Below are 22,474 nucleotides of genomic sequence, written 5' to 3' on the forward strand. Positions count from 1 at the left end.
GTTTATGTTTTTTGATGATCAATTCATGCGGTTGTACTTGCTATTCAGAGCGTCTCCGAACTCGGTAAAGAGGAGAATGGTCAGAATCAGCAAGATACAAGGGAAGACCACAATCCAAGGGGCTTCCTGAATGTAAATCCGGCCGTCATTAATCATGGCTCCCCACTCAGGCGATGGTGCCTGAGCTCCCAGACCGACAAAGCTGAGGCCAGCGATTTCCATGATAATGGTGCTAATATCAAAGCTCATGGTTGTCAGAATCTGAGGAAAAAGACTGGGGAAATAATAGTTTTTCAGGCTTGTCCAAAAACTATTGCCATACATTTTCGAGGACTGGATATAGGGTTCATTTTTCAGCTGCAGGGTCATGGAGCGCATCAGGTAGGCATACTTGGTCCAGGCCGTCAGGCAGATAGCGATGAGGGTTTGCTGGAGGCCGATGCCCAAGATACTGACGATGGCAATAACCAAAATGATAGAGGGGAAAGACTGAAATGCCGTGATAACTAACAAGATAAACTGGTCGAATTTCCCGCCGATAAAAGCGCTAGTCACCCCGATAAAGGAGCCCACCACCGCAATCAGCATCAGAATCATCAAGGCTGGCAGGACTGTTTCCGCACCTCCGCTCACAGCACGTGCAAAGACAGACCGGCCTAGAGCGTCCGTTCCGAACCACTCACTGCTGCTCGGCCCTTGCAGGGCTTGGCCCAGATTGACCTTGGTCAAACTGTCACCCAAGAGATGAGGGGCCAAGGAGGATAGGATCAGAGCCAGGACGATGAAACCGCCCAAGACCAGGAGTTTTCGATTGATTTTCTTATCCATACGAACCCTCCTTGCTTGCTTTTAATTTCTTCATACGCGGTAACAGTTTGGGATTTTCCTGAGCCAATCGGACGCGAGGATTGAGCCAAACCGTAAGCAGTTGAAAGACTAGATTTACAGTCAAGACCCCAGCTGTGATAAAGAGGACCGCACCCTGAATGAGGGGATAATCCCGCTTGGCAACTACGCCAATCAGCATCTTACCGATGCCCGGCCAGGAAAAGAGATGCTCAATAATAGCTACACCACCCAAGAGCGAGCCAAGAGAAAGGCTGACTAAGGTGAGAAGAAAGGGCAGGACATTGTAAATCACGTCATGCAGCAGGATATGCCCCTCTCGAATCCCCCGACCACGCGCACCTTCTACTTCTGGCGAATGCAACACTTCTATCAAAGCGGTTCGCAGCTGCGGAATATAGCGAGTGGACATGATCATGGCCAGTGTTATGACTGGCAAGACTAAGCCCAGCTCATTGGCCGTTGCCTGAATGGGAAACCAGTGCAGCTGAACAGAAAAGATCAGAATCAGGATAATCCCCATAACAAAGCTAGGAATGGCATTCAGAAAAGCCAGACCCGCCATCAGGAAGCGATCAACTGTCTTTCCAGCATGGTAGGATGTGTAGAGAGCTGTCGGCAGGGAAATTCCCAGAGTTGCTAGCAGGGTATAAAAAGCTAGGTAGACTGTATTGGGAAAATAGAAAACCAACTGCTCCCAAACCGAAGCTCCGGAATTATAGGTCACACCAAAGTCGCCATGGACAATCCTGCCCAGCCAGGCCAGATATTGCTCCATAAAGCTGCCATTCAGACCCATCTCAGCCCGCTTGATTTCCAGCAGTTCCTTGGTAAAAGGAATGCCCTGAGCGTTGAGGATGCTCTCAGCCGGATCTCCCGGTGCTAGATAAACCAGCAAAAAGGAGATAAAGCTGACGCAGAGCAGGATGAGGACGAATTGCAGAATTGTTTTGATAATAAATTTAATCATGCGCCTCCCTTTCAGATGTCTGGTAGCTTTCAGGCTTCTTGCTGGCAACGGCCAGCAGCACTTCGCCTTGGTGGACGACCAAGGTCGCTTTCTGATAGAGGACCAGACCGTCTTCCTTAGCAGTCACCTTTTCTAAAATATTGCCATAAATATCACAGATTTCACCGATGACCTGACCAGCCTGTACTGTTTGATTGGGCCGAACAAAGCACATCCAGCAGCCCGACCTCTGACAGGTCAGATAATAACTGTCGTCAAAGATCAGCGGAGTCTGCTTATAATAAGGCATAGTCCCTTCAAAAAGATAGCGGGCGACTTGCTTGACTGACTCTTTCATGGCCAGTACATCCTCTGGCAGACAGGTGCCGTTTTCTCCCCGCTCCAGCAGGATACTAGGCAGTCCATAATCTACCGAGGCAGCGTGATAAAGATTGCCACAGTCCTGAGATTGATAGATAATCGGTGTCCCAGAAGCCTGCAGCATCTGATAGGACTTTTCGACCACCTCGGGATTGGCCCGTAGAGAGTAGTAACCATGAGGTGTCAGCAGTTCTTCCCGATTGCCACTGTGCAGGTCAATCAAGAAATCACTGACGCTAAAGACCTGACTCTCAATCACAGACCGAATCTGATAGCTGAGGCTGGAAACTGGCTCTTGGTCCTGAAAGATCCTGTTTAGATTGAGGCCGTCCTCAGGTACAAGCGTCGTCTCCCGAGCCCAAAAGCCGCTGACATTGACGGCATGCAGGAGGAGGACAGAGCCCTGAAAGTTAAAGTCCCACTCATGCGCCAAGTCCATCAGCGCTTTAACCCCGACATACTCACAGCCATGGACTGCAGCACTGATGGTCAGCAAGGGCTGGGAGGCCTGTCCTTTGAGCAGAGTGTACTGGATAGCCAGCTCATCCGTGATGGGCAGACTTCCTTGATAGCTGCTGCATGGAGCCATAGAGTCTAGTTCTTGCTTAATCCTCATCTTTATCCTCCCTGTACTGACTGAGTAGGAGCTTGGTATAGTCACTCTTGGGAGCAGAGACGACCTCTCGCATGCTGCCCTTCTCCTGCACGATTCCGTCCTTGAGGACGACCAAATCTTCCGCAAAATTGCTGACCAGAGCGATGTCATGAGAGATGAAGAGAAAGGAGGTCTGCGAGCGCTCCTTGATGTCTGCCAGCAGCTGCATGACTTCATACTGAACGGTCACATCCAGAGCACTGGTGATTTCATCGCAGATGAGCACATCGGGATTAATCAGCAAGGCACGGGCAATAGCTGCCCGCTGACATTCTCCTCCACTCAGCTGGTGTGGCAGCCTCTGAGCAAGCTCAGGTGTCAGACCAACCGATCTCAGCAAGTCATGGATGACTTGCTTCCTATCAGACGGCTGCTGATAAAGAGAGAAGTTTCGACAGACCTCTTCTAGGCTCTGCTGAATGCTGCGCTTGGGATGAAAAGTCGACTGGGGCTGCTGGGCAATATACTGGACCCGAGCATAGTATTCCCTATCCTTGTAGTCATAGACTGGTTTGCCCAGTAGGGTTAGCTTCCCTTGGTCCGGCTTTAAAAAGCGGCAGATGAGTTTGGCAATGGTACTCTTACCAGAGCCTGACTCTCCGACCAGCCCTAAAGCCTGTCCCTTTTCCAAGCTAATGTCAATATCAAATACACCGATTCTCCGCTCACCTATCTGACTGTACTCGTAGGTCAGTTGGCGACCAACCAATACTTGATTCATAGCTGCCCCCCTTCTCTAAATGCTGCTAGCTTAGGCACGGCCTTCAGCAATTTCTGGGTGTAGGCCTGCTCAGGATGGCGAAGAACTTGATGGGCTGGACCACTTTCGACAATCTGCCCTTCTTTCATGACAACTACTTTTTGCGCTAGATGCTCAGCCACACTGATATCATGTGTAACAAAGAGAATGGCCATTTTTTCCTCCTGATGAAGCTTGCTCAAGAGATCAAGCAGCTTCATTTTCGACAGGACATCCAGAGCGCTAGTCGGCTCATCAGCCAGCAATAGTTTGGGTCTGCTAGCTAGAGCTAGCGCCACACCGACTAGCTGCATCATACCGCCACTAAGTTCGAAAGGATACTTATTGACGACTTTTTCAGGCAGCAGTCCCACCATTTCTAGACATTCTTCCAAGGGACGGAGATTTGCTGCTTTCTGGCCCTGATTTTTCACCAAGTCCTGATAATGCTTTTTGATCTTACGGCGGTTATTGAAGCTGAGACTGGCATGCTGACTAATCCAGGCCACTTCTCGGCCTACAAAAGGCAGATAAATGCGATGGTTCTGGGGATGAATCTTCTGCCCTTCAAAGACCATACTGCCCCCTGCTACTGTCAGCCCCCTGAGTGGGAGACCAAGCAGCATCTTGAGCAGGGTGGACTTGCCACTGCCACTCTCGCCCACAATCGAAAGGGACTCCCCCTCAGCAAGAGAGAGGGAGACCCGATCGAGAATGACTTTATCTGCTGACTGCACCAGCAGATCTTTCATTTCCAGCATGTTTTATTCCTTTGATAGTTTGTTGCTGACGTGATAGTAATCTGTCGGATGGGATTCCAAACCAGAGACGGACTTGTCCATCACCAGAGCGACCTTGAAGAAGCCGATAATAGTAAAGCCGTAGTCCTTATCCATGATTTCTTGGATTTCCTTGCTGAGCTGATTGCGCTTAGCTGGATCAGTTTCAGTCGCTAACTCTTCGATTTTCTTGTCTGCTTCTGGGTTGCTGTAGTGACCGATATTGGCTGTACCATTGGTCTTGACAGCACTGTTGAAGAAGGCATACGGGTCACCAATCGGAGCTGCTACCACAGCGTAAGGTGTGAAGGCATAGTCCTTTTCACTGGAAACGGCACTGACTTCAACTTTCTTAATAGTCGCTTCGATTCCGACTTCCTTGAGCTGTTGCTGGGTTGCTTCTACAGCCAGCGGCATTTCAGGCAGACGAGTAAAGGACAGCAGCTCAATGCTGACTTTTTGACCGTCTTTTTCACGGTAGCCATCGCCGTCAGTATCCTTGTAGCCAGCTTCATCCAAGAGTTTCTTAGCCTTGTCTACGTTAAATTCATGGACGCTCTTTTGCAGGGCAAAGGCAAACCCTTTAGGGAAAGGTCCAACAGCTGGTACAGCTGAGCCTTTAAAGAGGGATTCTGAGTAGGTCTTCTTGTCTACCAAGGTATCTAAAGCCTGACGGAACTTGTCATCTGCTACGTAAGGATTTTCAAAGTTATAGTAGTAAGCTAGGTAGCGGGAACCTTCTACTTCAGAAATTTTGTAGTTCTTATCGGAAGCATAGGTACTTAGATTTGCATAAGGCAGACCATAGACAGCGTCGACTTCTTTAGACTTGAGGGCTGCAGAAATAGCTGTCGGATCAGAGAAGTATTTAATCTTCAGATTAGCAACTTTTGGCTTACCATCCCAGTAGTCGTCATAAGCCTTGAGCTCTGCTCCGCTCTCAGGAGTGTACTTGGTCACCATGTAAGGTCCCGTTCCGACAGGAGCCTTGTCAGATGCACTCTTGCCAGTCGTATCGACAATAGCGGAGTAGGGCTCTGCCAAGAGATTCGCCATGATAGGCTGCACAGCCTTTGTCTTGATGGTCACGGTTTGACCCTCTGCAGAAATGCTGTCAATGCCCATATCTGATGCTGCCCGCTCGCTTGTCTTAATCAAGCGTTCCAGAGAAGCTTTGACCTTTTCACCGGTCATTTTTTCACCATTTTGGAAGGTCACCTTATCCTTGAGGGTAATTTTCCACTCTAGGTCTGAGACTGCTTCGATTTTCTCAGCCAGCCAAGGTTTTACCTCAAGTTTGTCGTCCATCTTAAAGAGGGTTTCTCCCACTCCGTAACGAACCGTGAACCAGCCATTGTATTCCGCTGCTGGATCTACATTTGCTGGAAATTGAGTGTAGCCAATGGTTACAGTCTTACTGCCACTATCGCCAGTAGGCTCACTGGTTTTACTAGGGTTTACACAGGAGGCTAGGGCTAGGCCTGCCAAGGCTAGAGCCATAATTTTTTTAAAATGTTTCATAAAATAATCAACTTCCTTTTCTATTTTGTAAACTACTTTAAGACGGTCTGTCCTAGTCAAATCTAAATACGCTTCGCTCTCTGTCTAAGGTGGTTCTATGTCCTGAAGATGAGAGAGCAGACGAGTGAAAAACAAGTGATTGCTCATTCTCTTTCCTCCTTGGGTATGTGCTTGTCTTAATCTTTTCCTTCCAGATAGCTTCGAGCATCTTCGACAAAGGCAGTTGGCAAAGCCAGGTCAGCCTGCAACTCATCGCGATAAGTTCGGATGACTTCTTCCTCTCGGCCGGAGACAACCTTTTCAGCCCAGTCTGGGTCTAGGAGCAGGGCCTTGCCGAGGGCAAAGAGCGGAATCCCCGCATCCAATACTCGCTGGGCATCCTGCTTGGTCTCTATCTGACCAACACCAATAAGGGGTACTCTATTATTAATTTTTTTGATAATTTTCTGAATCACTGGCTCTGAGTCCTGAGAATCTCTGATAGACGAGCGCCAGACATCAGAGGTCGAAATATGCAGATAGTCCACTTGATGATAGATGAGCTGCTCCAGCAACTGCAGGGTGTCATAAAGCTGGATACCTGGCTCTTCAACCTCTTCTGGAGAAAAGCGGTAGCCAATCAGGAAGGGGCGGTCGGCCTCTTCTTTGACTAGTTGCTTGGCTCTTTTCAGCAAGGTCTTTGGAAAGCGCAGGCGGTTGTTAAGACTGCCGCCCCACTTGTCCTGACGGACATTTGAATGAGGAGAGACAAACTGTTGGATCAGGTAGGTATTGGCGCCATGAAGCTCGACGCCATCAAAGCCAGCCTGAATCGCCCGTCTGATAGCTGACAGAAAGTCCTCTATCACCTGCTCCACTTCAGCGTTCTTGAGCGCCCTCGGCTCTGCCAGATAATCGCGCGGAGCCTTGACAGCACTGGGTGCTACTGGCTGACCGTCAATCAAATCAGGCAGAACCATGCGACCACCATGATAGAGCTGAACAATAGCCAGAGCCCCTTGGTCCTTAATGGCCTTGGCCAGACGGCTAAGCCCCTCAATCTTATCGTCCTCGGCGCCACTGAAGCTCTCCGCAAAGGACTTACCCAGAGGATGGACATAGGTACTGCCAGTAATGACCATACCAACCGACCTAGACCGGCGGGCAAAAAAGTCAATATCTGCCTGAGATACATAGCCACCGGGCTCACTCGCGCAGATGGTCATGGGCGCCAAGACAACGCGATTGCGCATGGTCTGACCATTTTTAAAAGTAAATTTATCCTGAATCTGTGTATTCATCTGGTCACCTCTTTCCCAAGATAAATCATTTTGATTATTTTACGTTCATTAAGTATTAGAGTAAGGTTGCTTTCCAAGTCTGGTCCTGCTCTTCCAAGAGTAGCACTCGGCCTTGGGGGACATCAATGTTCCAAAAAACAGCCTCTCCATCAACCAAATGCTGGTAAATCAAGCGAAGGACTCCCAAATGAGCCACTAGAGCCATTGACTCATCAGCACTATCTAGCAGGCGGTCCGTTGCTGCCCAAACTCTAGTCTGAAAGTCAGCAAAAACTTCTGCCTCAGGAGGCGTGACCTCAAAGGGGGCCTCCAGCCAAGCCTGCCAGACTTCTGGAAAAGCCGCTTCAATCTCATCAGCTGTCAAACCTTCCCATTGTCCAAAGCCCCGCTCATCAAAGTCGGCTATGAGCTGGACTTTCCTTTCTGGAAAAGCCAGCTGGGCTGTTTCCTGCGTCCGTTTGAGACAACTGGTGTAAATCACATCAACTGGGTGCTCCTGCATCAGAAAGTGCAGCTGCTTGGCATCCGCTTGGCCTTGCTCGTTGATAGAGACATCATAGCTGCCGTAGAAACAGCGCCTGCGGTTGTAGTCTGTCTGAGCGTGCCGCATCAGATACCATCGTTTCATCCTAGTACCACCAATCCTAATAGATAGAGGAGCTGGGCAATTTCGACATAGGCTCCTAAGGTATCGCCTGTGTGGCCGTCAATTTTCTTGTACACGAAACGGCGATAGCCGATTGCTCCCAGAAATACCAAGCCGTAAGCTAGAAGGCCTCTCCAGCTGAAAACCAGCAGAGACAGGAGCAAAGGCAAAAGCTGGGCAAGCAGGATATGACTAGTCTTGCTGCCACTGAAGAAATTCCCCGAGCCGCCGCCTTCTCTGGCGTAGGCCATCCGGTAGAGCTGTAGGCTCAGACCAGCCTTGCCAATCATGGTCAGACTAGCCATGATAAACCAGCGAGGCTCCGGCAGATAAGAGTAGAGAACCAGCATCAGAGCATAGTAGAGAATGAGTGCCAGAACGCCATTGCTGCCAATCCGACTGTCCTTCATAATCTCCAGCATCCGCTCCTTCTTACGAGAGGAGAAGAGCCCGTCTGCCGTATCCGCCAAGGCATCTAAGTGAAAACCACCTGTCAGCAAAACATCGAAAGCAAGGGTCAGAACCCAAGCAACCATTCCAGGCAGAACTAGACTTATCAGGAAATAAAATCCACCTGAAATCAAACCCAGCAAGAGACCAAAGAGGGTCAGAAAAGGAAGTCCCCGTCGCAAGTAGGAGATATCCACTGCCTTTGGAATCACAATCCGGCTAAAAAATTGGGTATAGATAATCAATGCCTTTATCATTTCAACTGCTGAGCGAGGCCGCAGATGACTAGATAAGCCTCACTCGCCTCCTTTGCAATCAGTTGGTTGACTTTGCCCTGCACATCACGGAAGAAGCGCCCTAGTCTGGTCTCTGGGACAATGCCCAGCCCAACCTCGTCCGTTACAATCCAGCACTCAGCATCTGTCTGACGGATTGTAGATAGGAGCTCTTGCCATTCTTCTTCCAAGAGCTGCAGCAGGAAAGACTGCTCCTGTCGACTGAGAAAGTGTTCCTCGGTCAGCTCCAGCTTGTCTGGAAAATGCTGGTCAATTAAATCAAAGAGGCGATTGCTGGTCAGAAGGGTGGCACAATCCAGCAGGTAAACTGGATGCGACTGCTCTCGCAGCCAGTCCGCCAGCCCTGCATACTGCTCCTGAGTCGTCCAGGAAGCCGGCCGCCGTTCTTGGTGCAGCCGAATCCGCTCCTGCCATTCTGGATCTTCTCCTCGGGGAAGACCAGTCGCAATGTAACAGACTCGCTCTCGATCCGCCAACTTCTCCTCCGCAAAAGCCGACTTGCCACTTCTGGCACCGCCTGTCACTAACACAATCTTAGCCATTTGCTTCTTCTTTCATTACTTGAAATGCCTGCTCAAAGGCCGCCAAGGTCTGGTCTAGGTCCACTCTAGTATGGGCACTGGACATAAAGTTGGTTTCATACTGAGATGGCGCCAGATAGATGCCCTCTTCCAGCAAGAGACCGTGCAGTCTTGCAAACTGAGCATGGTCAGCCGCCTTAGAATCCTCAAAATTGCGGACTGGCTTCTGGCTGAAGAAGAAACCAAACATAGTCCCTTTGGATACGACTTGCAAATCAATACTGTACTTGTCTGCTAGACTTCGTAAGCCATCACAGAGGTAGCTTGTTTTCTCTTCAATCTCAGCAAAGAGCTCCGGTGTCAGCTGTTTCAGCGTTTCGTAACCGGCCGTCATGGCGACTGGATTGCCCGACAAAGTGCCGGCCTGATAGATGCTGCCTAGAGGCGCTACCTGATCCATATAGATGGCCTTGCCGCCAAAGGCTGCGACTGGGAAGCCGCCACCGATAACCTTGCCCAAGCAGACCAGATCCGGCTCTGTCTGATAGAGGCCAACTGCCCCCTGATAATGAGCTCGGAAACCACTCATGACCTCGTCCACGATAAAGAGAGAGCCGTATTCCTGAGTGAGGGAGCGAATAGTACTGATAAAGTCCGCATCCGCTGGAATCAAGCCCATATTGCCAGCAACTGCTTCTAAAATGACACAGGCGATGTCATCTCCATGCTTTTCAAAGCAAGCCTTGAGAGCATCTGTATCATTGTAAGGCAAAGCCAGAGTTTCCCCAGCTACCTGAGCAATGACTCCGGCAGAATCAGCAATCCCAAAGCTGGCCAAGCCTGAACCAGCCTGAACCAAAAAGGAATCGCTGTGGCCATGATAGCAGCCGATAAATTTGACAATTTTAGAGCGCTTGGTCACTCCACGCGCTACCCGAATGGCGCTCATGGTCGCTTCCGTTCCCGAATTGACCATCCGCATTCTTTCCATGAAAGGCAGACGCTCCTGCACCAGCTGGCCAAGGGCAATCTCTCTGGGACTCGGAGCACCAAAGCTGGTCCCCTCCCAAATAGCTTCCTCAACTGCTGGTAACACATCCTTAGGAGCATGCCCCAAAATCATAGGCCCCCAAGACAGGACGTAGTCAATATAGCGGTTGCCATCGACATCATGCAGATAGGCTCCGCTGGCTTTTTCGATAAAAAGCGGATGGCCGCCCACAGCCTTAAAAGCCCTGACAGGACTATTAACCCCGCCTGGAAAGAGCTTTTGAGCCTCTGTGAAATATTGGTTGGAATGTTCTCTCTTCAAGTTCGTCCTCCTTATCTAGAAAACTGCTGATTTTCCGCAGTCTCTATCCTTCTTTCAGATAACCGGCCGCATCTTTGGCAAAATAAGTGATAATCAAGTCTGCACCAGCCCGCTTCATACTGGTCAAGGTTTCCATGACAATGGCTTTTTCATTGATCCAGCCCTGCTGAGCTGCTGCCTTGACCATGGCGTATTCTCCACTGACATTATAGGTCACCAGAGGCAGCCGGGTTTCCTGGCGTAGCTCTCTGAGGATATCCAGAAAGGCCAGAGCCGGCTTAACCATAAGAAAGTCTGCTCCCTGCTCCTCATCACTCTTAGCTTCTCTAAGAGCTTCCAAGCGATTGGCCGGATCCATCTGATAGGTCTTGCGGTCGCCAAAGGCCGGAGCACTCTCACCTGCATCTCGGAAAGGTCCATAAAAGCTAGAGGCAAACTTAATCGCATAGGACATGATGGGAATGTCTTCAAAGCCCGCCGCATCAAGCCCCTGACGGATAGCCACCACAAAACCGTCCATGGCATTGGAAGGCGCAATGACATCTGCTCCAGCCCTGGCTTGGCTGACAGCAACTTCTGTCAGTCTAGTCAGAGACAGATCATTGTCCACTTCCTCCCCTCGCAAAATACCGCAATGGCCATGACTGGTAAACTCACAGAGACAGGTGTCTGCAATGACGACCGTCTCAGGAAAATGCTTCTTGATTAGACGGATAGCTTCTTGGACAATGCCATTTTCAGCTGAAGCCTGACTGCCTATTTCGTCCTTTTCTGACGGAATGCCAAAGACGATAAAAGCCCGAATGCCCAAGTCTACACATTCCTGAACTTCTGGCAGCAAATCCTCGAGGGAGAACTGATAAACTCCCGGCATGGAGGCTACTTCTTGCTTTTCAGTCAAGCCTTCCTTGACAAACAAGGGTTGGATAAAATCATCCACAGACAGTTTGGTTTCTCGAACCAGCTGCCGCAGACCGCTACTTCTTCTTAGCCTGCGATGTCTATAAAATTCCATGCTTCTTCTCTTCTTTCTTGATTATTTCCTTGACCATTTCCTCAACAGAAGGACTCTGGGGCTGGTAGTCTACCCCATAGCCAGACTCCTTAACCGCCTGAGCCGTTGTCTGGCCAATCACTGCGATCTGATGACTGGATGCTAGATGGGGCTTAATAGCACAAAAACTCTGCCAAGCCGATGGACTGGCAAAGGTCCAAATCACATTCTCCTGGGACAGATAGGTCTGGAGCTGGTCCTGACCAGCAGGATTTGAGGTCGTTTCGTACATAGGCCAAGCCCAGACATCATGACCTGCTTCTTTTAATGTCTCAGCCAGACTGGGATTGGACAAGCTGCTCTGGGGCAGCAAGATCTTCTGCGTTGGCAGAGCCAAATCCAGCCACTCCTGAATAAAGTCAAGACCATAGTGGCTGCTGGCCTGAAAATCACAGGCTCTGCCTAGTTTGTCCAGCGCCTGACTGGTCTGCGGCCCAATGGTCGCAATCTGGTAGTCAGCTTTCAGATAGGGACTGAAAGCCTCCACTGCGACAGCACTGGTAAAAAAGACCCAGTCAGCTTCTGACAGAATTGCTTGGACAGCTTCTGGCAAGGGCAGAGACTGACAGCGAATGAGAGGAACATGATGCGTCTCAAATCCAGCCTGTCTGATCTTTTCTAGCCAGGCAGAGTCCGGCGCCTGCTCCCTGGTAAAGATTATTTTTTTAACCATGGCATTCCTACTGCTCCCTTATCGGCTAACTGGCGTACAGCCTGCTCAGCTAATTCCTGACCATCCTGCCCTTGAAGGCTGACAAAGATGCATTGGCCGTCCTCCTTAGCCAGCATGGCCTCTAGCTGATAGCCCTGACCGTTTTTCTGGGCAAAAGCAGCGATAGGGAAGGTACAGTCTGCATTCATCTGAGCCAAAACTGCTCGCTCAACTGCCACTTCAGCGGCTGTCTTCTCATCCTGAACAGCCGCTAATAGACTCCGCAGCTCCTCATCCTCTTCCCGGCATTCCACCGCCAAAGCGCCCTGAGAAATAGCCGGCAGACAAAGACTGGTCTCTAAAGTCTGAATGTGAAGTCGGCTTTGGTCCAGCCAGCCCAAGCGTTTAAGACCGGCCATAGCCAAGACAATCGCATCGTATTCACCCTCTTCCAGCTTCTTGATGCGTGTATCAATGTTGCCCCGAAGTGGCTTGAAAGTCAAATCCGGCCTCTGAGCCTGCAGCTGAACCTGCCGGCGAATGCTGCTGGTTCCTATAAGAGCGCCCTCAGGAAGATTAGCCAGCGTCTGGCCAGCTTGACGGAAAATCAAGCAATCTCGAACATCTTCTCGCTGACTAATCGCACCGAGCGCACAGCCCTCAGCTAGCTTAGCCGGCATGTCCTTGAGACTGTGGACCGCCATATCAATCTCACCAGCTAAGAGGGCTCGTTCGATTTCCTTGACAAAGACTCCCTTGCCGCCAATTTCCTGGAGGCTGACATGGGTCAAGCGATCTCCTTTTGTGGTATAGGGAACGAGGACAAAATCCCGCTCTGGATGGATCGCCTTGAGCTGGTCCACTAACTGCTGGGTCTGGGTCATAGCCAGCTTACTCTTGCGGGTTCCTACCTTAATGACCTTCATCTTTTCCCCTTTCTCTGTGCAAGCCAAATATCTTGGCAATCAAGGCAATGTCATAGTCTGAATGCTCTCCGACTGACAGCTCTTTGAGCTGCAAGATTGGCTCCTTCAAGACTTGGTTGATAATACTCTTCATGTGCTTGGAAATCTGCTTCTGCTCCCGCTCGGTCAAATCCGGAAACTTACGATTAAGGCTTTCCATGGCCGAAGCTTGAGCTTCCAAAGCCTTATCCCTGATTTCCTGAATCAGAGGAATAATGCCCAGTTGCTGACGCCAGTCAGCAAACTTGACCAGCTCCTCATCAATCTCCAAAGCAATCCGACCGGCAATCTCCTGCCGCTCCGCTTTGTATTGCTCCAGTTGATTGGTTAGATTTTCGATATTATAGAGCTTCAGAGACGAGCTCGGATGGCAGGAACGCGGCAGACAGAGGTCAAACACGATTGTATCCGCCTTAACCATAGAGGGAAAGATAATGTATTCTTCCGTTTTAACTGCCGAAAAAACCACATCCGCATCCGCCAGCACCGCTTCCAATTCATCCCAGCCATGGGCAGATACCCTGTCCTCTGTCAGAAATGCTTGGGCCTTGCTGACCGTCCGGTTGAGCAGCATGACGGATTCGAATGGCCGCTGCAGAGCATACTTGGTCACCAGCTGACCAATCTCTCCCATACCGATCACAGCTACCTTTTTAGTACTGTAATCCAGCCCCAGTCGATCCAATTCTTGGATGGCGGTCAGGCCGATAGAAATAGGCCGGTCATTGATTCGATAAGTATCATGCATGCGCTTGGCAAAGGTCAGCGCCTGCTTGAAAGCCTGATTGAGGACAATTCCAGTCGTACCAGCATCTTGCGCTGTCAGGAAAGCCTGCTTGAGCTGGCCCAAGACCTGACTTTCACCGACAATCTTGGATTCCAATCCGATAGAGACCCGCAGCAGATGCCGCAAGGCCTCATCCCCCTCACGAAAGACTAAATACTCTTCCAGCTCCTTGACAGGAATCTGAAACCAGTCAGCCAAAAAATGTTTAGAATAGTAGCGGCCAGTATGCAGCTGGTCCACCACCAGATAGAGCTCGGTCCGATTGCAGGTGGACAGGATGATATTTTCCAAGATACTTTTTTCTCTTTTCAGGAGCTTCAGAGCTTTAAGCCCCTCCTGATCTGAAAAATGCGCTCTTTCCAAAATTGTCAGCGGTGTTTCCCGATGGGTCAAACCCACATATAATAGGTGCATGTTTCTTTCCTTCTTTTAAAGTTGGTCTAAAATTGCTTCTATCTTCTTGCGAATCTCCTTGGAACGGCTGGGCGAGAGGCCGTTGGTCGAGATCATGACAGATACGTCCTTCTTTCTCGCAATGGCTACATTGTAGAAGTCAGAAAAGGTCTTGTCGCCCGTATTGTTTACCAGCTGACTGGGTGCCGCATCCTCCATAATCTGACGGTTGACTTCCGCCTGATCTGTACAGGCAAAGACTAGCTTTGCGCCTTCCAAATCGCCTGTCTGGTAGGGTCTAGCTAGCCATTGGATCTCCGCCTGAGGAATGTCAGCATGCAGAGTCGGACTGACCACTGTCACAGCAGCCTGCTCAGCCAGCAGGGTCTTAATCTTCCGCGCTGCGACCTTGCCGCCTCCCACTACCACGACTTTCTTCTCTCTGATATTAATCATGACTGGATACATGCTAGCTTCTCCTATTTCTTTTCCCGAAAGATTTTTGCGCTGCGTTTGTAGATTGTATCTGGCTCCTCTAAACGGTCATTGACCAATCGAGCCAGCACAAAAAAGTAATCTGACAGGCGGTTGATGTAGATCAAGCCTATCTCATTGACCGCTTCATCTGCCTCTATAACAGCCACCATCCGGCGCTCCAAGCGTCTGGTCATGGTGCGGGCCACATGCAGAAGACTCGCAATCCGATGGCCGCCCGGAATGATAAAGCGGTCGATTTTCGGAGGAATATGCATATACTCATCCATCCGCTCCTCCAGCCAGCTGACATTGGCTGGCTCTTGCTTGTAGGGGCGTAATTCCCTCGGTGTCGCCAAGTCGCTGCCACAGTCAAAGAGATGCTGCTGGATTTCCTCGCATTCCAGACGCAGGTCATCCAAGATGGGATAGTCACGCATCTCAGATACGACATAGCCTAGATGAGAGCATAGCTCATCCATCGTTCCATAAGCTTCGACCCGAATATGGGTCTTGGATACTCGGTCCCCACCGTAGAGCCGAGTAAAGCCCTTGTCACCGTATTTCGTATAAATTCTCATTTTTCTTCTCTGTTGATGATTTGATAAATCTGCTCCATATCCAAAGACTGGCGCAGGACGTCTGCCAACTTATCATACTCTCTATCTTTAAAGTCTTTGATACTGACAAGCTGGTCCTCTAGCGGCTCTAAGCCCTTAGCCAGCCGAAGTTCATTCAGGTACTGACGAGTCCATTCTAGATTGTCAAAGACTCCATGAAGGTAGGTCCCTTGCACCTGCCCGCCATAAGCCACAGCTCCATCTGGACGCTCGGTTGCCTCACCATTTTGCTCCTTGATGATGGAAAATGGATCCAGACTATCCGCAAGCTGGGTTTCTCCCATGTGAATCTCGTAGCCCTCTAGCTCTTGCCCCTCATGCAGGGCTCTGACCTGTGTCGTCCGTTTGACCGGCTGAAGCACCGTCTCTGTCTCTAAAATACCCAGCCCGCTAATCTCCTCTAAGTCAGACTCAAGGTGCAGCGGGTCGCTAATCTTCTGCCCCAGCAGCTGATAGCCGCCGCAGATTCCAAAGATTCGCACGCCCTGCTCCAGACACTCGAGAATCTCGGCTTCAAGACCAGACTCTCTCAGATAGTTCATGTCTTCGATGGTGTTTTTACTGCCCGGCAGAATCAAGAGATCTGGCCGACCGATTGCATCCCCAGGCTGGACATAGCGGACAGAAACATCTGGTTGGATTTCTAGACTATGAAAATCCGTAAAGTTGGACAGACGCTTGAGGCTGACAACTGCGATATCCAGACTCTTTCTGCTATCAAAGCGCCGGCTCTTCTGCACCAATGCCACACTGTCTTCGCTGTCAATATCCAGCTGGGCATAAGGCACGACTCCGATAACCGGCACCTGGGTCAGCTCCTCAATCATATCAATGCCGGATTGCAGCAGGGCCACATCGCCACGGAATTTATTGATAATAACACCCTTGATCCGCTTGCGGTCCTCAGGCGGCATGAGCTCAATCGTTCCGTAGATAGAGGCAAAGACGCCTCCCTTATCAATATCCGCCACTAAAATCACTGGCGCATCAACCAGCTTGGCCATGCCCATATTGACAATGTCTCGGTCATTGAGATTGATTTCAGCTGGACTGCCAGCGCCCTCAATGACGATGATATCATTCTCAGCACCTAGCTCATCATAGACTTCCTTAATCTTAGGCAGGAGCTGCTGCTTGTATTCATGGTATTCGACAGCATCCATATCCCGCAGTACACGGCCTAAAAAAACAACCTGAGACTTGCGGTCAGAGGTGGGTTTGAGCAGGACTGGATTCATGCGGACATCCGGCTCTTTGCCAGCTGCCTCAGCCTGAACGACCTGAGCCCGGCCCATTTCATCCCCTTTTTTGGTGATAAAGGAATTAAGCGCCATATTTTGCGACTTAAAAGGCACCACTTCTAGGCCATCCTGCTTGAAAATCCGGCAGAGACCCGCCGCTATAATGCTCTTCCCAGCATCAGAGGCAGTTCCCTGTACCATCAATGATTTGACCATTTTACATTTCCTCCTAGCTGCTCAAAGAAAGCAGCTTCATTTTCTGCCAGTGGCGTCTGGATAGTCTGATGAAGCTTGACAATCCAAGGCACAGCCAAGCCTGCCTCTACTAGCAGATTTCCCTGCTGGAAGAAATCAAACTTGCTGCCCTCCGCAATCAAATGCCCCTTCTGCAGCAGGTAGGCATAGTCACAGCAGTCATACATCAGATCCATGTCATGGCTGGATACGATGATGTTTGTCCCAGCCTGAACCAGCTTTTTCATGGTCGCTGCCATCTGGTCCCGCCCTTTGGGATCCAATCCTGCCGTAGGCTCATCAAGCAGCAGATACTTGGGCTGCAGGGCCAGCATGCCAGCAATAGCCACCCGCTTTTTCTGGCCATAGCTCAGATACTGCAGCGGTCTGTCCTGCAGATGAGAAATGTCCATCATCTCTAAAGCCGTCGCCACTCTGCTGGTTATCTCGTCTTCTTCATAGCCTAAGTTTTCCAAGGCCATGCCAATATCGTCCTTCACAATGGTATAAAAGAGCTGCTGCTCTGGATTCTGAAAGACCATATTGACATGCTGCCGATACTGGAACAAGGCCTTCTTAGAGTCGCCTACAGGCTGACCATCATATAAAACACTGCCCTTCTGCGGTTGGAGCAGTCGGGTGATGATTTTCATGATGGTAGACTTACCTGAACCGTTGACTCCCAGAATGCCAGTAATCCGGCCCTCTTCGAAGTCCATAGAAATATCGTGCAGCGTTGGATTTTCGTCATACGAAAAAGAAATATTCTTTACTTGTAACATCTATGTTTCCTATCTACTTTCCATTATAGTATAAAAGCAGTCTTATTGTAAATGCGCTTTCATTATTCACTGTGCTCTGCATCAAATCTTAGCGTCAGTACTTCATTTAAATGCTGATTATCATCTAGCAATTTAACAAAAAGAGTATTGGCTAATCTGCCCCAAGCTTGGTGTTGCTTCCTTTTATTGTAAAAGGAGAATTTCAAGTCCAAGGTATCCCGAATGGTCACAAACTCATAGAAGACCAGGAAAATGAAGCGATACATGAGGACAATCAAGTCTAGCAGTACCCGTGGAACATGCATAGCTTTAAACAGCCGCAGCATCTGAGCAAAAGGCACCGTCAGGACAAAGAAATAAGTCGAAACCAAGGATGAATAGATGCGCAAGAGGATAAAAATGGTCTGCTGGACAGAGGATTGGCTGATGCCCAGATAGCCCTGACCCAAAGGCAAGGCCAGCAAGAGCTGCTCCTGACTGTTCTGATAGGTCAAGACAAAGGTCAAGAGACTAATCAGGATAAAGATACTGGCATGCAGATACCACTTCAGATAGCGCAGCCACGGAAGCCGAGCCACATAGCAAGTCAGAGGCGCCATCAAGACGATAAGTCCTAGCTGCAGAATCCTGACACCAGAAAAGCTGACAGCTAACAAGAGCAGATAGATGACAAATTTATAAGCAACCGGTAGATTTTTCAGCCGATTTTGATAGGCGTATTTATCAATCGCAAACAAGTGGAGGTACTCCTTTCTAGCTTTGTTTTTACCATACCCCCAGTACAGAGCAGCTCCGGTCCCAAACAAGCTGAATCGCTATCAAGAACCAGAGCTCTCTCATACTGTTGAAGGCTTTTATTTATGTTCAGAGTTTTCCTTTTGTTGGCCTTGCTTTTTCCCTTTGTGGTAGCCAATAACATAGAAGATGATACCCGCTCCGATACTGCCTTGCAGGGTGAAGAGCAGACTTTCTACTTCCGGACCTGCTGGCTCAAAAATTGGTGAAAACCAAGGCTCATAGTCCTTTTGGATAGAGCTAATGGTTTTTTCAGCAGCGTCATCTGTTCCACTGTATTCCACACCCTTAGGTGCAAAGATAAAGGCAGCTAGAGTGACTGCTACTGCAGCCAAGATTAAGATGATATTCTTGTATTTTTTCATTTGAACAGACCTGCTCTTTCTTTGACATTTTCTGAGATTAAGTTATAGAGGACAACTGTCAGCAATCCTTCTACGATAGCGATTGGGATTTGAGTAGTCAAGAAGACACCCATGAATTTCAGTGCAGAACCAACAAAGCCGCTGTTAGCATCTGGGAAGACCAAACCGAGCTGGATAGAAGTTGTCGCATAAGTTGCCAAGTCCGCAATCACAGCACAGATAAAAATAGAAACCGGTGTAGAAAGCTTGATGGATTTAGCAAACTTGTAGACGAAATAACCAACAAATGGACCAACCACTGCCATCGAGAATGCATTGGCACCCAGAGTTGTCAAGCCGCCGTGAGCCAAGAGAAGGGCTTGGAAGAGCAAGCAGATGGTTCCCAAAACGCTGATAACGGATGGGCCAAACATAGCTGTCCCCAGACCAACCCCGGTCGGATGCGAACTAGATCCTGTAACAGACGGAATCTTCAAAGAAGACAGGATAAAGATAAAGGCACCGGACAAGGCCAGCATAGTCTTGGAATTTGGATCCTCTGCAACGATTTTCTTGATGCGCATCAAGCCTACTACAAAGAAAGGCAGGAATACGGCGAACCAGAAGATACACCAAAAGAGCGGAAGATAGCCTTCCATGATATGCATAGCTGACACAGACTGGGTACTCAGTACCGCCAAAATAGCCAGCAAGGCAACAAAAGTTACTTTTTTATTTTTCAATAGTTTCATGTTTTTTTCCTTTTCTAAGAGCCTGAGCTCACAAGAATGAATCTTCATCCTTGAACATAGACTCTGATTTTAAAAAATCTTCTTTTTCACGAGGAAGGTAGTAAAATAAGGCAGCTTGGTTTCTGGTGTGATTCCATCGAGGCCCAGCAGAGTCTGCTGCTTATCCGTCGAAGAATTGCTAACCATAAAAGTCTGCTGCAAGAGACCGAGCTTTTCGAGCAGGGGCAGGACGGTGTCTAGGTGATTGGCCACCTTCATGATCACAATCGAGTCATGCAGCTCAAGCGCCGCCTCGATCTTCTCAGCAGAAGCTGTAGCCGGCATGACCGCCAGAGACTCCTCATCCATGATCAGGGGCTGACCTAGCTCAGAAGCCATGCTGCAGAAAGAGGTGATACCAGGGATAGTCTGACAGTCGATTTCCTTTTCCAGCAGGGCCAGCAGGTAACTGTAAGTGCTATAGACCATGGGATCCCCCAGTGTGATAAAACCGACATTCTTGCCAGACCTCACATCCTCTGCGATTTCAGCAGAGATAGCCTGCCACTGGACTTCCTTGGTCGAATTGGAAAGGACCATAGGGAAATGCCGCTGCTTGATTTCCAGATGCTCTTTCAGATAGGGTTCTGCAATGCCTAATGCAAAGCTCTTGCTTCCCTTCTTAGCCTCTGGTGTATAGAGAATATCTAAGTCTTCCAAAAGCCGACTGGCCTTGACCGTGACTAGCTCACTATCACCCGGTCCCACACCAATTCCGTAAAATTTCGCCATTCCTTCCTCCTATTCGATGATTTCTTCTAAATGCTGGATGTAGAGCTGCTGAACTTCAGGATATTCGCCCAGACCAACTAGATGGGCCTTAACCTCATATCCCTGCTCCTTAAAGAAGCGATACCAAGAACCTTCCTCATCTGAGCTCATATCATTGGTCGCATGGTCGCCTGCTACCAGCATGAACGGTGCCAGATGCACTTCTCGGACGCCATCTTTCTTCAGTTCCTGCTCAATCAGCTCAACCGGAGGATAGCTCTCTACACAGCCGACATAGACTGAGCTTCCCTTCAGCATATGATCCAAGGCTGCATAAGCTGTAAAAGCATAATGCTGGCTGCCGTGGCCCATCAAAACTGTTGCTGCATCCTGACCCTCATGGCCATACCGTTCCAGCAGAATATCCTTGACAGCCTCATAGTCTTCCTGACTGTTGAGCAGAGGCTTGGCAACGACTAGCTTTTTAAAAGCCGATTCAAACTCTTTGGCTTGGGTAAGAATCTTCTCATACTCGCTGCCCAAAATGACATGGAGAGGCTGGATATAGACCTCTTCAGTACCCGCTTCCAGGAGCTGCTCCAAAACCTCTTTGACCGTAGGAATATCCAGTCCTTCCTGCTTCTTAATCCGCCGTCTAACGACATTGGATGTAAAAGCTCGGTGGACCGGATAGTCTGGAAAACGCTCCTGAATAGCCTGCTCACAGGCCTCGATTGTTTTGCGTCTGGTCTCGGGATAGGTCGTTCCGAAACTGACTACTACTATAGCTTTACTCATGATTCACCTCCTTTCAGAGAATTTCCCGACATTTGTCAACGATGGAAGCAATAGTCGCTTCATCCGTCTCAACAATCTTGCTAAAGCCTGCTTCTGCTAAAACAGCCCGCGTGCTAGCACCCATGACAACGATTGGAACATCCTTCCAGTCATATCCAGCTTCTTGACTAGCTGCTACAAAGTTCATGGCTGCAGCAGAGTTCGGGAGACAGACTACTTCAATCTCTGACCAATTGTCACTGTTAATCTGACTGTCAAAGGTCAACCTGTGGCTAGCAATAATCGGCAGCGAATAGAGTTCTGCTAGACTGGCTTTTTTATGCTCGGCTGTCAGAATATACCAGTTGCCGCCTTCTTTTTCAAGAGCAGCTGCAAAATCCCTATCCGACTGCTGTGGCGTCATCCGATCCAGCACAATGCCGCTCGCTTCGATAGATTTAGCCGTATGATGACCAATAGCTGCAAAGCGGATGTGCGGCAGACTGCGCAAATCTTTGCCTGCCTTGCGGAGGGCTTTCAAGAAGAGCGGCCAGCTCTGCATATCTGCAAAGAGGAGGCCATCTACCTGCTCCAAATCCGGCAGAGGCAATTCTAACTCTTCAACCAAATCTCGAGCTGGGAAAGTGGTCAGCGCAGCTCCAGCATCCTTGAGCAAGCGAGGAAGTCTGCCAGTCTCTGACTGTTGGATAAGGATTTTCCGACCGAAAAGCGGCAGATTCTCATGGAAATTCAGCTGCTGTCTATAGGCTACGACATCACCTACCACGATGACACTCGGTGCCTTAAAGTCCTTAGCTTCTGCTAGTTCGACTATGTTGCCCAAGGTTCCGTCTACCGAGCGCTGCTGAGGATGGGTTCCCCATTCAACGATGGCGGCTGGCTTGTCCTTGCCATAGCCTCTAGCCGTCAGCTCTTGGACGATGGTAGGCAGATTTTTCATGCCCATGAGGAAGACCAGAGTTCCTTTGAGCTTAGAAATTGCTTCCCAGTTGAGCATTTCTGTCTCATCCTTGAGATGGGCTGTAAAGACATGGAAGCTAGTCGCTACATCCCGATAAGTCATAGGAATCCCTGCATAGGTCAGACCAGCCACAGCAGAGGTGATACCTGGCACCACTTCAAAGTCCACGCCAGCTTCCACCAGCTTGACTCCTTCTTCTCCGCCTCGGCCAAAGATATAGGGATCACCGCTCTTGAGGCGGACTACCCGCTTGCCCTGACGGGCTTTTTCGATGAGAATCTTTTCAATCTCTTCCTGTCGGATGCAGGGCTGGCCTGGCTTTTTACCCACATCTATCTTTTCGCAGTCAGACTTTAGATGCTGAAAGAGCTCTTGATTGACCAAGCGGTCAAAGACCAAGACATCTGCTTCTTGAAGCCGTCTCTTGCCTTTGAGACTCAACAACTCCGCATCGCCTGGACCTGCTCCCAGTAATGTTACTAAACCGGACATTTTTT

The 22,474-nt window shown here is 49.4% G+C and carries 25 protein-coding genes; all 25 read right to left on the bottom strand.

Features of this window, described 5'->3' with window-relative positions; all coding sequences use genetic code 11:
* Positions 1–18 precede the first annotated feature (18 nt).
* Positions 19–828, bottom strand: coding sequence for an ABC transporter permease (locus tag FOC72_RS07770; RefSeq protein ID WP_002896419.1), 810 nt, complete (start codon positions 826–828; stop codon positions 19–21).
* Positions 821–1,816 carry an ABC transporter permease gene (locus FOC72_RS07775; RefSeq protein ID WP_002896420.1) on the bottom strand — a complete coding sequence of 332 codons (996 nt, stop codon included), beginning with the start codon at positions 1,814–1,816 and terminating at the stop codon, positions 821–823. Before FOC72_RS07775 ends, FOC72_RS07770 begins: the two co-directional genes overlap by 8 nt.
* A complete protein-coding gene (locus FOC72_RS07780; RefSeq protein ID WP_002896421.1) occupies positions 1,809–2,792 on the bottom strand; it encodes a M14 family metallopeptidase in 984 nt (327 codons plus the stop codon). The genes FOC72_RS07775 and FOC72_RS07780 overlap by 8 nt, the downstream gene beginning before the upstream one ends.
* Positions 2,782–3,552 carry an ABC transporter ATP-binding protein gene (locus FOC72_RS07785; protein ID WP_002896422.1) on the bottom strand — a complete coding sequence of 257 codons (771 nt, stop codon included), beginning with the start codon at positions 3,550–3,552 and terminating at the stop codon, positions 2,782–2,784. Before FOC72_RS07785 ends, FOC72_RS07780 begins: the two co-directional genes overlap by 11 nt.
* Entirely contained in the window at positions 3,549–4,331 is a 783-nt protein-coding gene (locus FOC72_RS07790) for an ATP-binding cassette domain-containing protein (RefSeq protein WP_002896423.1), read from the bottom strand. Before FOC72_RS07790 ends, FOC72_RS07785 begins: the two co-directional genes overlap by 4 nt.
* A gap of 3 nt (positions 4,332–4,334) precedes the next feature.
* Complete coding sequence (locus FOC72_RS07795; protein ID WP_002896424.1) at positions 4,335–5,930, bottom strand: ABC transporter substrate-binding protein; 1,596 nt, start codon at positions 5,928–5,930, stop codon at positions 4,335–4,337.
* A 116-nt stretch (positions 5,931–6,046) separates the two neighbouring features.
* The gene (locus FOC72_RS07800; RefSeq protein ID WP_002896425.1) at positions 6,047–7,150 is read right to left on the bottom strand and encodes an NADH-dependent flavin oxidoreductase; all 1,104 of its coding nucleotides are present in this window, start codon (positions 7,148–7,150) and stop codon (positions 6,047–6,049) included.
* Between the two features lie 55 nt (positions 7,151–7,205).
* Positions 7,206–7,778 (bottom strand): histidine phosphatase family protein, encoded by a 573-nt coding sequence (locus FOC72_RS07805; protein WP_002896426.1) that lies wholly within the window; start codon positions 7,776–7,778, stop codon positions 7,206–7,208.
* Positions 7,775–8,503, bottom strand: a complete 729-nt coding sequence (gene cobS / locus FOC72_RS07810; protein ID WP_002896428.1) for an adenosylcobinamide-GDP ribazoletransferase — start codon at positions 8,501–8,503, stop codon at positions 7,775–7,777. Before cobS ends, FOC72_RS07805 begins: the two co-directional genes overlap by 4 nt.
* Complete coding sequence (cobU, locus tag FOC72_RS07815) at positions 8,500–9,084, bottom strand: bifunctional adenosylcobinamide kinase/adenosylcobinamide-phosphate guanylyltransferase (protein ID WP_002896430.1); 585 nt, start codon at positions 9,082–9,084, stop codon at positions 8,500–8,502. Before cobU ends, cobS begins: the two co-directional genes overlap by 4 nt.
* The gene (hemL, locus tag FOC72_RS07820) at positions 9,077–10,375 is read right to left on the bottom strand and encodes a glutamate-1-semialdehyde 2,1-aminomutase (protein WP_002896433.1); all 1,299 of its coding nucleotides are present in this window, start codon (positions 10,373–10,375) and stop codon (positions 9,077–9,079) included. Before hemL ends, cobU begins: the two co-directional genes overlap by 8 nt.
* A gap of 43 nt (positions 10,376–10,418) precedes the next feature.
* On the bottom strand, positions 10,419–11,390 hold the full coding sequence (gene hemB / locus FOC72_RS07825; protein ID WP_002896435.1) for a porphobilinogen synthase: 972 nt from the start codon (positions 11,388–11,390) through the stop codon (positions 10,419–10,421).
* A complete protein-coding gene (locus tag FOC72_RS07830; RefSeq protein WP_002896438.1) occupies positions 11,377–12,102 on the bottom strand; it encodes a uroporphyrinogen-III synthase in 726 nt (241 codons plus the stop codon). The genes hemB and FOC72_RS07830 overlap by 14 nt, the downstream gene beginning before the upstream one ends.
* Positions 12,087–13,007 (bottom strand): hydroxymethylbilane synthase, encoded by a 921-nt coding sequence (hemC, locus tag FOC72_RS07835; protein ID WP_002896439.1) that lies wholly within the window; start codon positions 13,005–13,007, stop codon positions 12,087–12,089. Before hemC ends, FOC72_RS07830 begins: the two co-directional genes overlap by 16 nt.
* The gene (gene hemA / locus FOC72_RS07840) at positions 12,994–14,247 is read right to left on the bottom strand and encodes a glutamyl-tRNA reductase (protein ID WP_002896441.1); all 1,254 of its coding nucleotides are present in this window, start codon (positions 14,245–14,247) and stop codon (positions 12,994–12,996) included. Before hemA ends, hemC begins: the two co-directional genes overlap by 14 nt.
* A 15-nt stretch (positions 14,248–14,262) precedes the next feature.
* On the bottom strand, positions 14,263–14,694 hold the full coding sequence (locus tag FOC72_RS07845; RefSeq protein ID WP_002896443.1) for a precorrin-2 dehydrogenase/sirohydrochlorin ferrochelatase family protein: 432 nt from the start codon (positions 14,692–14,694) through the stop codon (positions 14,263–14,265).
* An 11-nt stretch (positions 14,695–14,705) separates the two neighbouring features.
* Positions 14,706–15,281, bottom strand: coding sequence for a cob(I)yrinic acid a,c-diamide adenosyltransferase (locus tag FOC72_RS07850; RefSeq protein ID WP_002896444.1), 576 nt, complete (start codon positions 15,279–15,281; stop codon positions 14,706–14,708).
* The gene (locus FOC72_RS07855; protein WP_002896445.1) at positions 15,278–16,777 is read right to left on the bottom strand and encodes a cobyric acid synthase; all 1,500 of its coding nucleotides are present in this window, start codon (positions 16,775–16,777) and stop codon (positions 15,278–15,280) included. Before FOC72_RS07855 ends, FOC72_RS07850 begins: the two co-directional genes overlap by 4 nt.
* Positions 16,762–17,577, bottom strand: a complete 816-nt coding sequence (locus FOC72_RS07860; protein WP_002896446.1) for an energy-coupling factor ABC transporter ATP-binding protein — start codon at positions 17,575–17,577, stop codon at positions 16,762–16,764. Before FOC72_RS07860 ends, FOC72_RS07855 begins: the two co-directional genes overlap by 16 nt.
* Before the next feature lie 62 nt (positions 17,578–17,639).
* Positions 17,640–18,314: a CbiQ family ECF transporter T component gene (locus FOC72_RS07865; protein WP_032914256.1), complete on the bottom strand. Its 675-nt coding sequence runs from the start codon at positions 18,312–18,314 to the stop codon at positions 17,640–17,642.
* A 117-nt stretch (positions 18,315–18,431) separates the two neighbouring features.
* Positions 18,432–18,737: an energy-coupling factor ABC transporter substrate-binding protein gene (locus FOC72_RS07870; RefSeq protein WP_002896451.1), complete on the bottom strand. Its 306-nt coding sequence runs from the start codon at positions 18,735–18,737 to the stop codon at positions 18,432–18,434.
* Positions 18,734–19,468, bottom strand: coding sequence for an energy-coupling factor ABC transporter permease (locus tag FOC72_RS07875; RefSeq protein WP_002901131.1), 735 nt, complete (start codon positions 19,466–19,468; stop codon positions 18,734–18,736). Before FOC72_RS07875 ends, FOC72_RS07870 begins: the two co-directional genes overlap by 4 nt.
* A 69-nt stretch (positions 19,469–19,537) precedes the next feature.
* Positions 19,538–20,239: a cobalt-factor II C(20)-methyltransferase gene (locus FOC72_RS07880; RefSeq protein WP_002896454.1), complete on the bottom strand. Its 702-nt coding sequence runs from the start codon at positions 20,237–20,239 to the stop codon at positions 19,538–19,540.
* A 9-nt stretch (positions 20,240–20,248) separates the two neighbouring features.
* Positions 20,249–21,016: a sirohydrochlorin cobaltochelatase gene (locus FOC72_RS07885; RefSeq protein WP_002896456.1), complete on the bottom strand. Its 768-nt coding sequence runs from the start codon at positions 21,014–21,016 to the stop codon at positions 20,249–20,251.
* A 13-nt stretch (positions 21,017–21,029) separates the two neighbouring features.
* On the bottom strand, positions 21,030–22,469 hold the full coding sequence (gene cobA, locus FOC72_RS07890) for a uroporphyrinogen-III C-methyltransferase (RefSeq protein WP_002896459.1): 1,440 nt from the start codon (positions 22,467–22,469) through the stop codon (positions 21,030–21,032).
* Between the last annotated feature and the right edge of the window lie 5 nt (positions 22,470–22,474).

The sequence above is a fragment of the Streptococcus sanguinis genome, from assembly GCF_013343115.1.
Lineage (GTDB): Bacteria > Bacillota > Bacilli > Lactobacillales > Streptococcaceae > Streptococcus > Streptococcus sanguinis_H.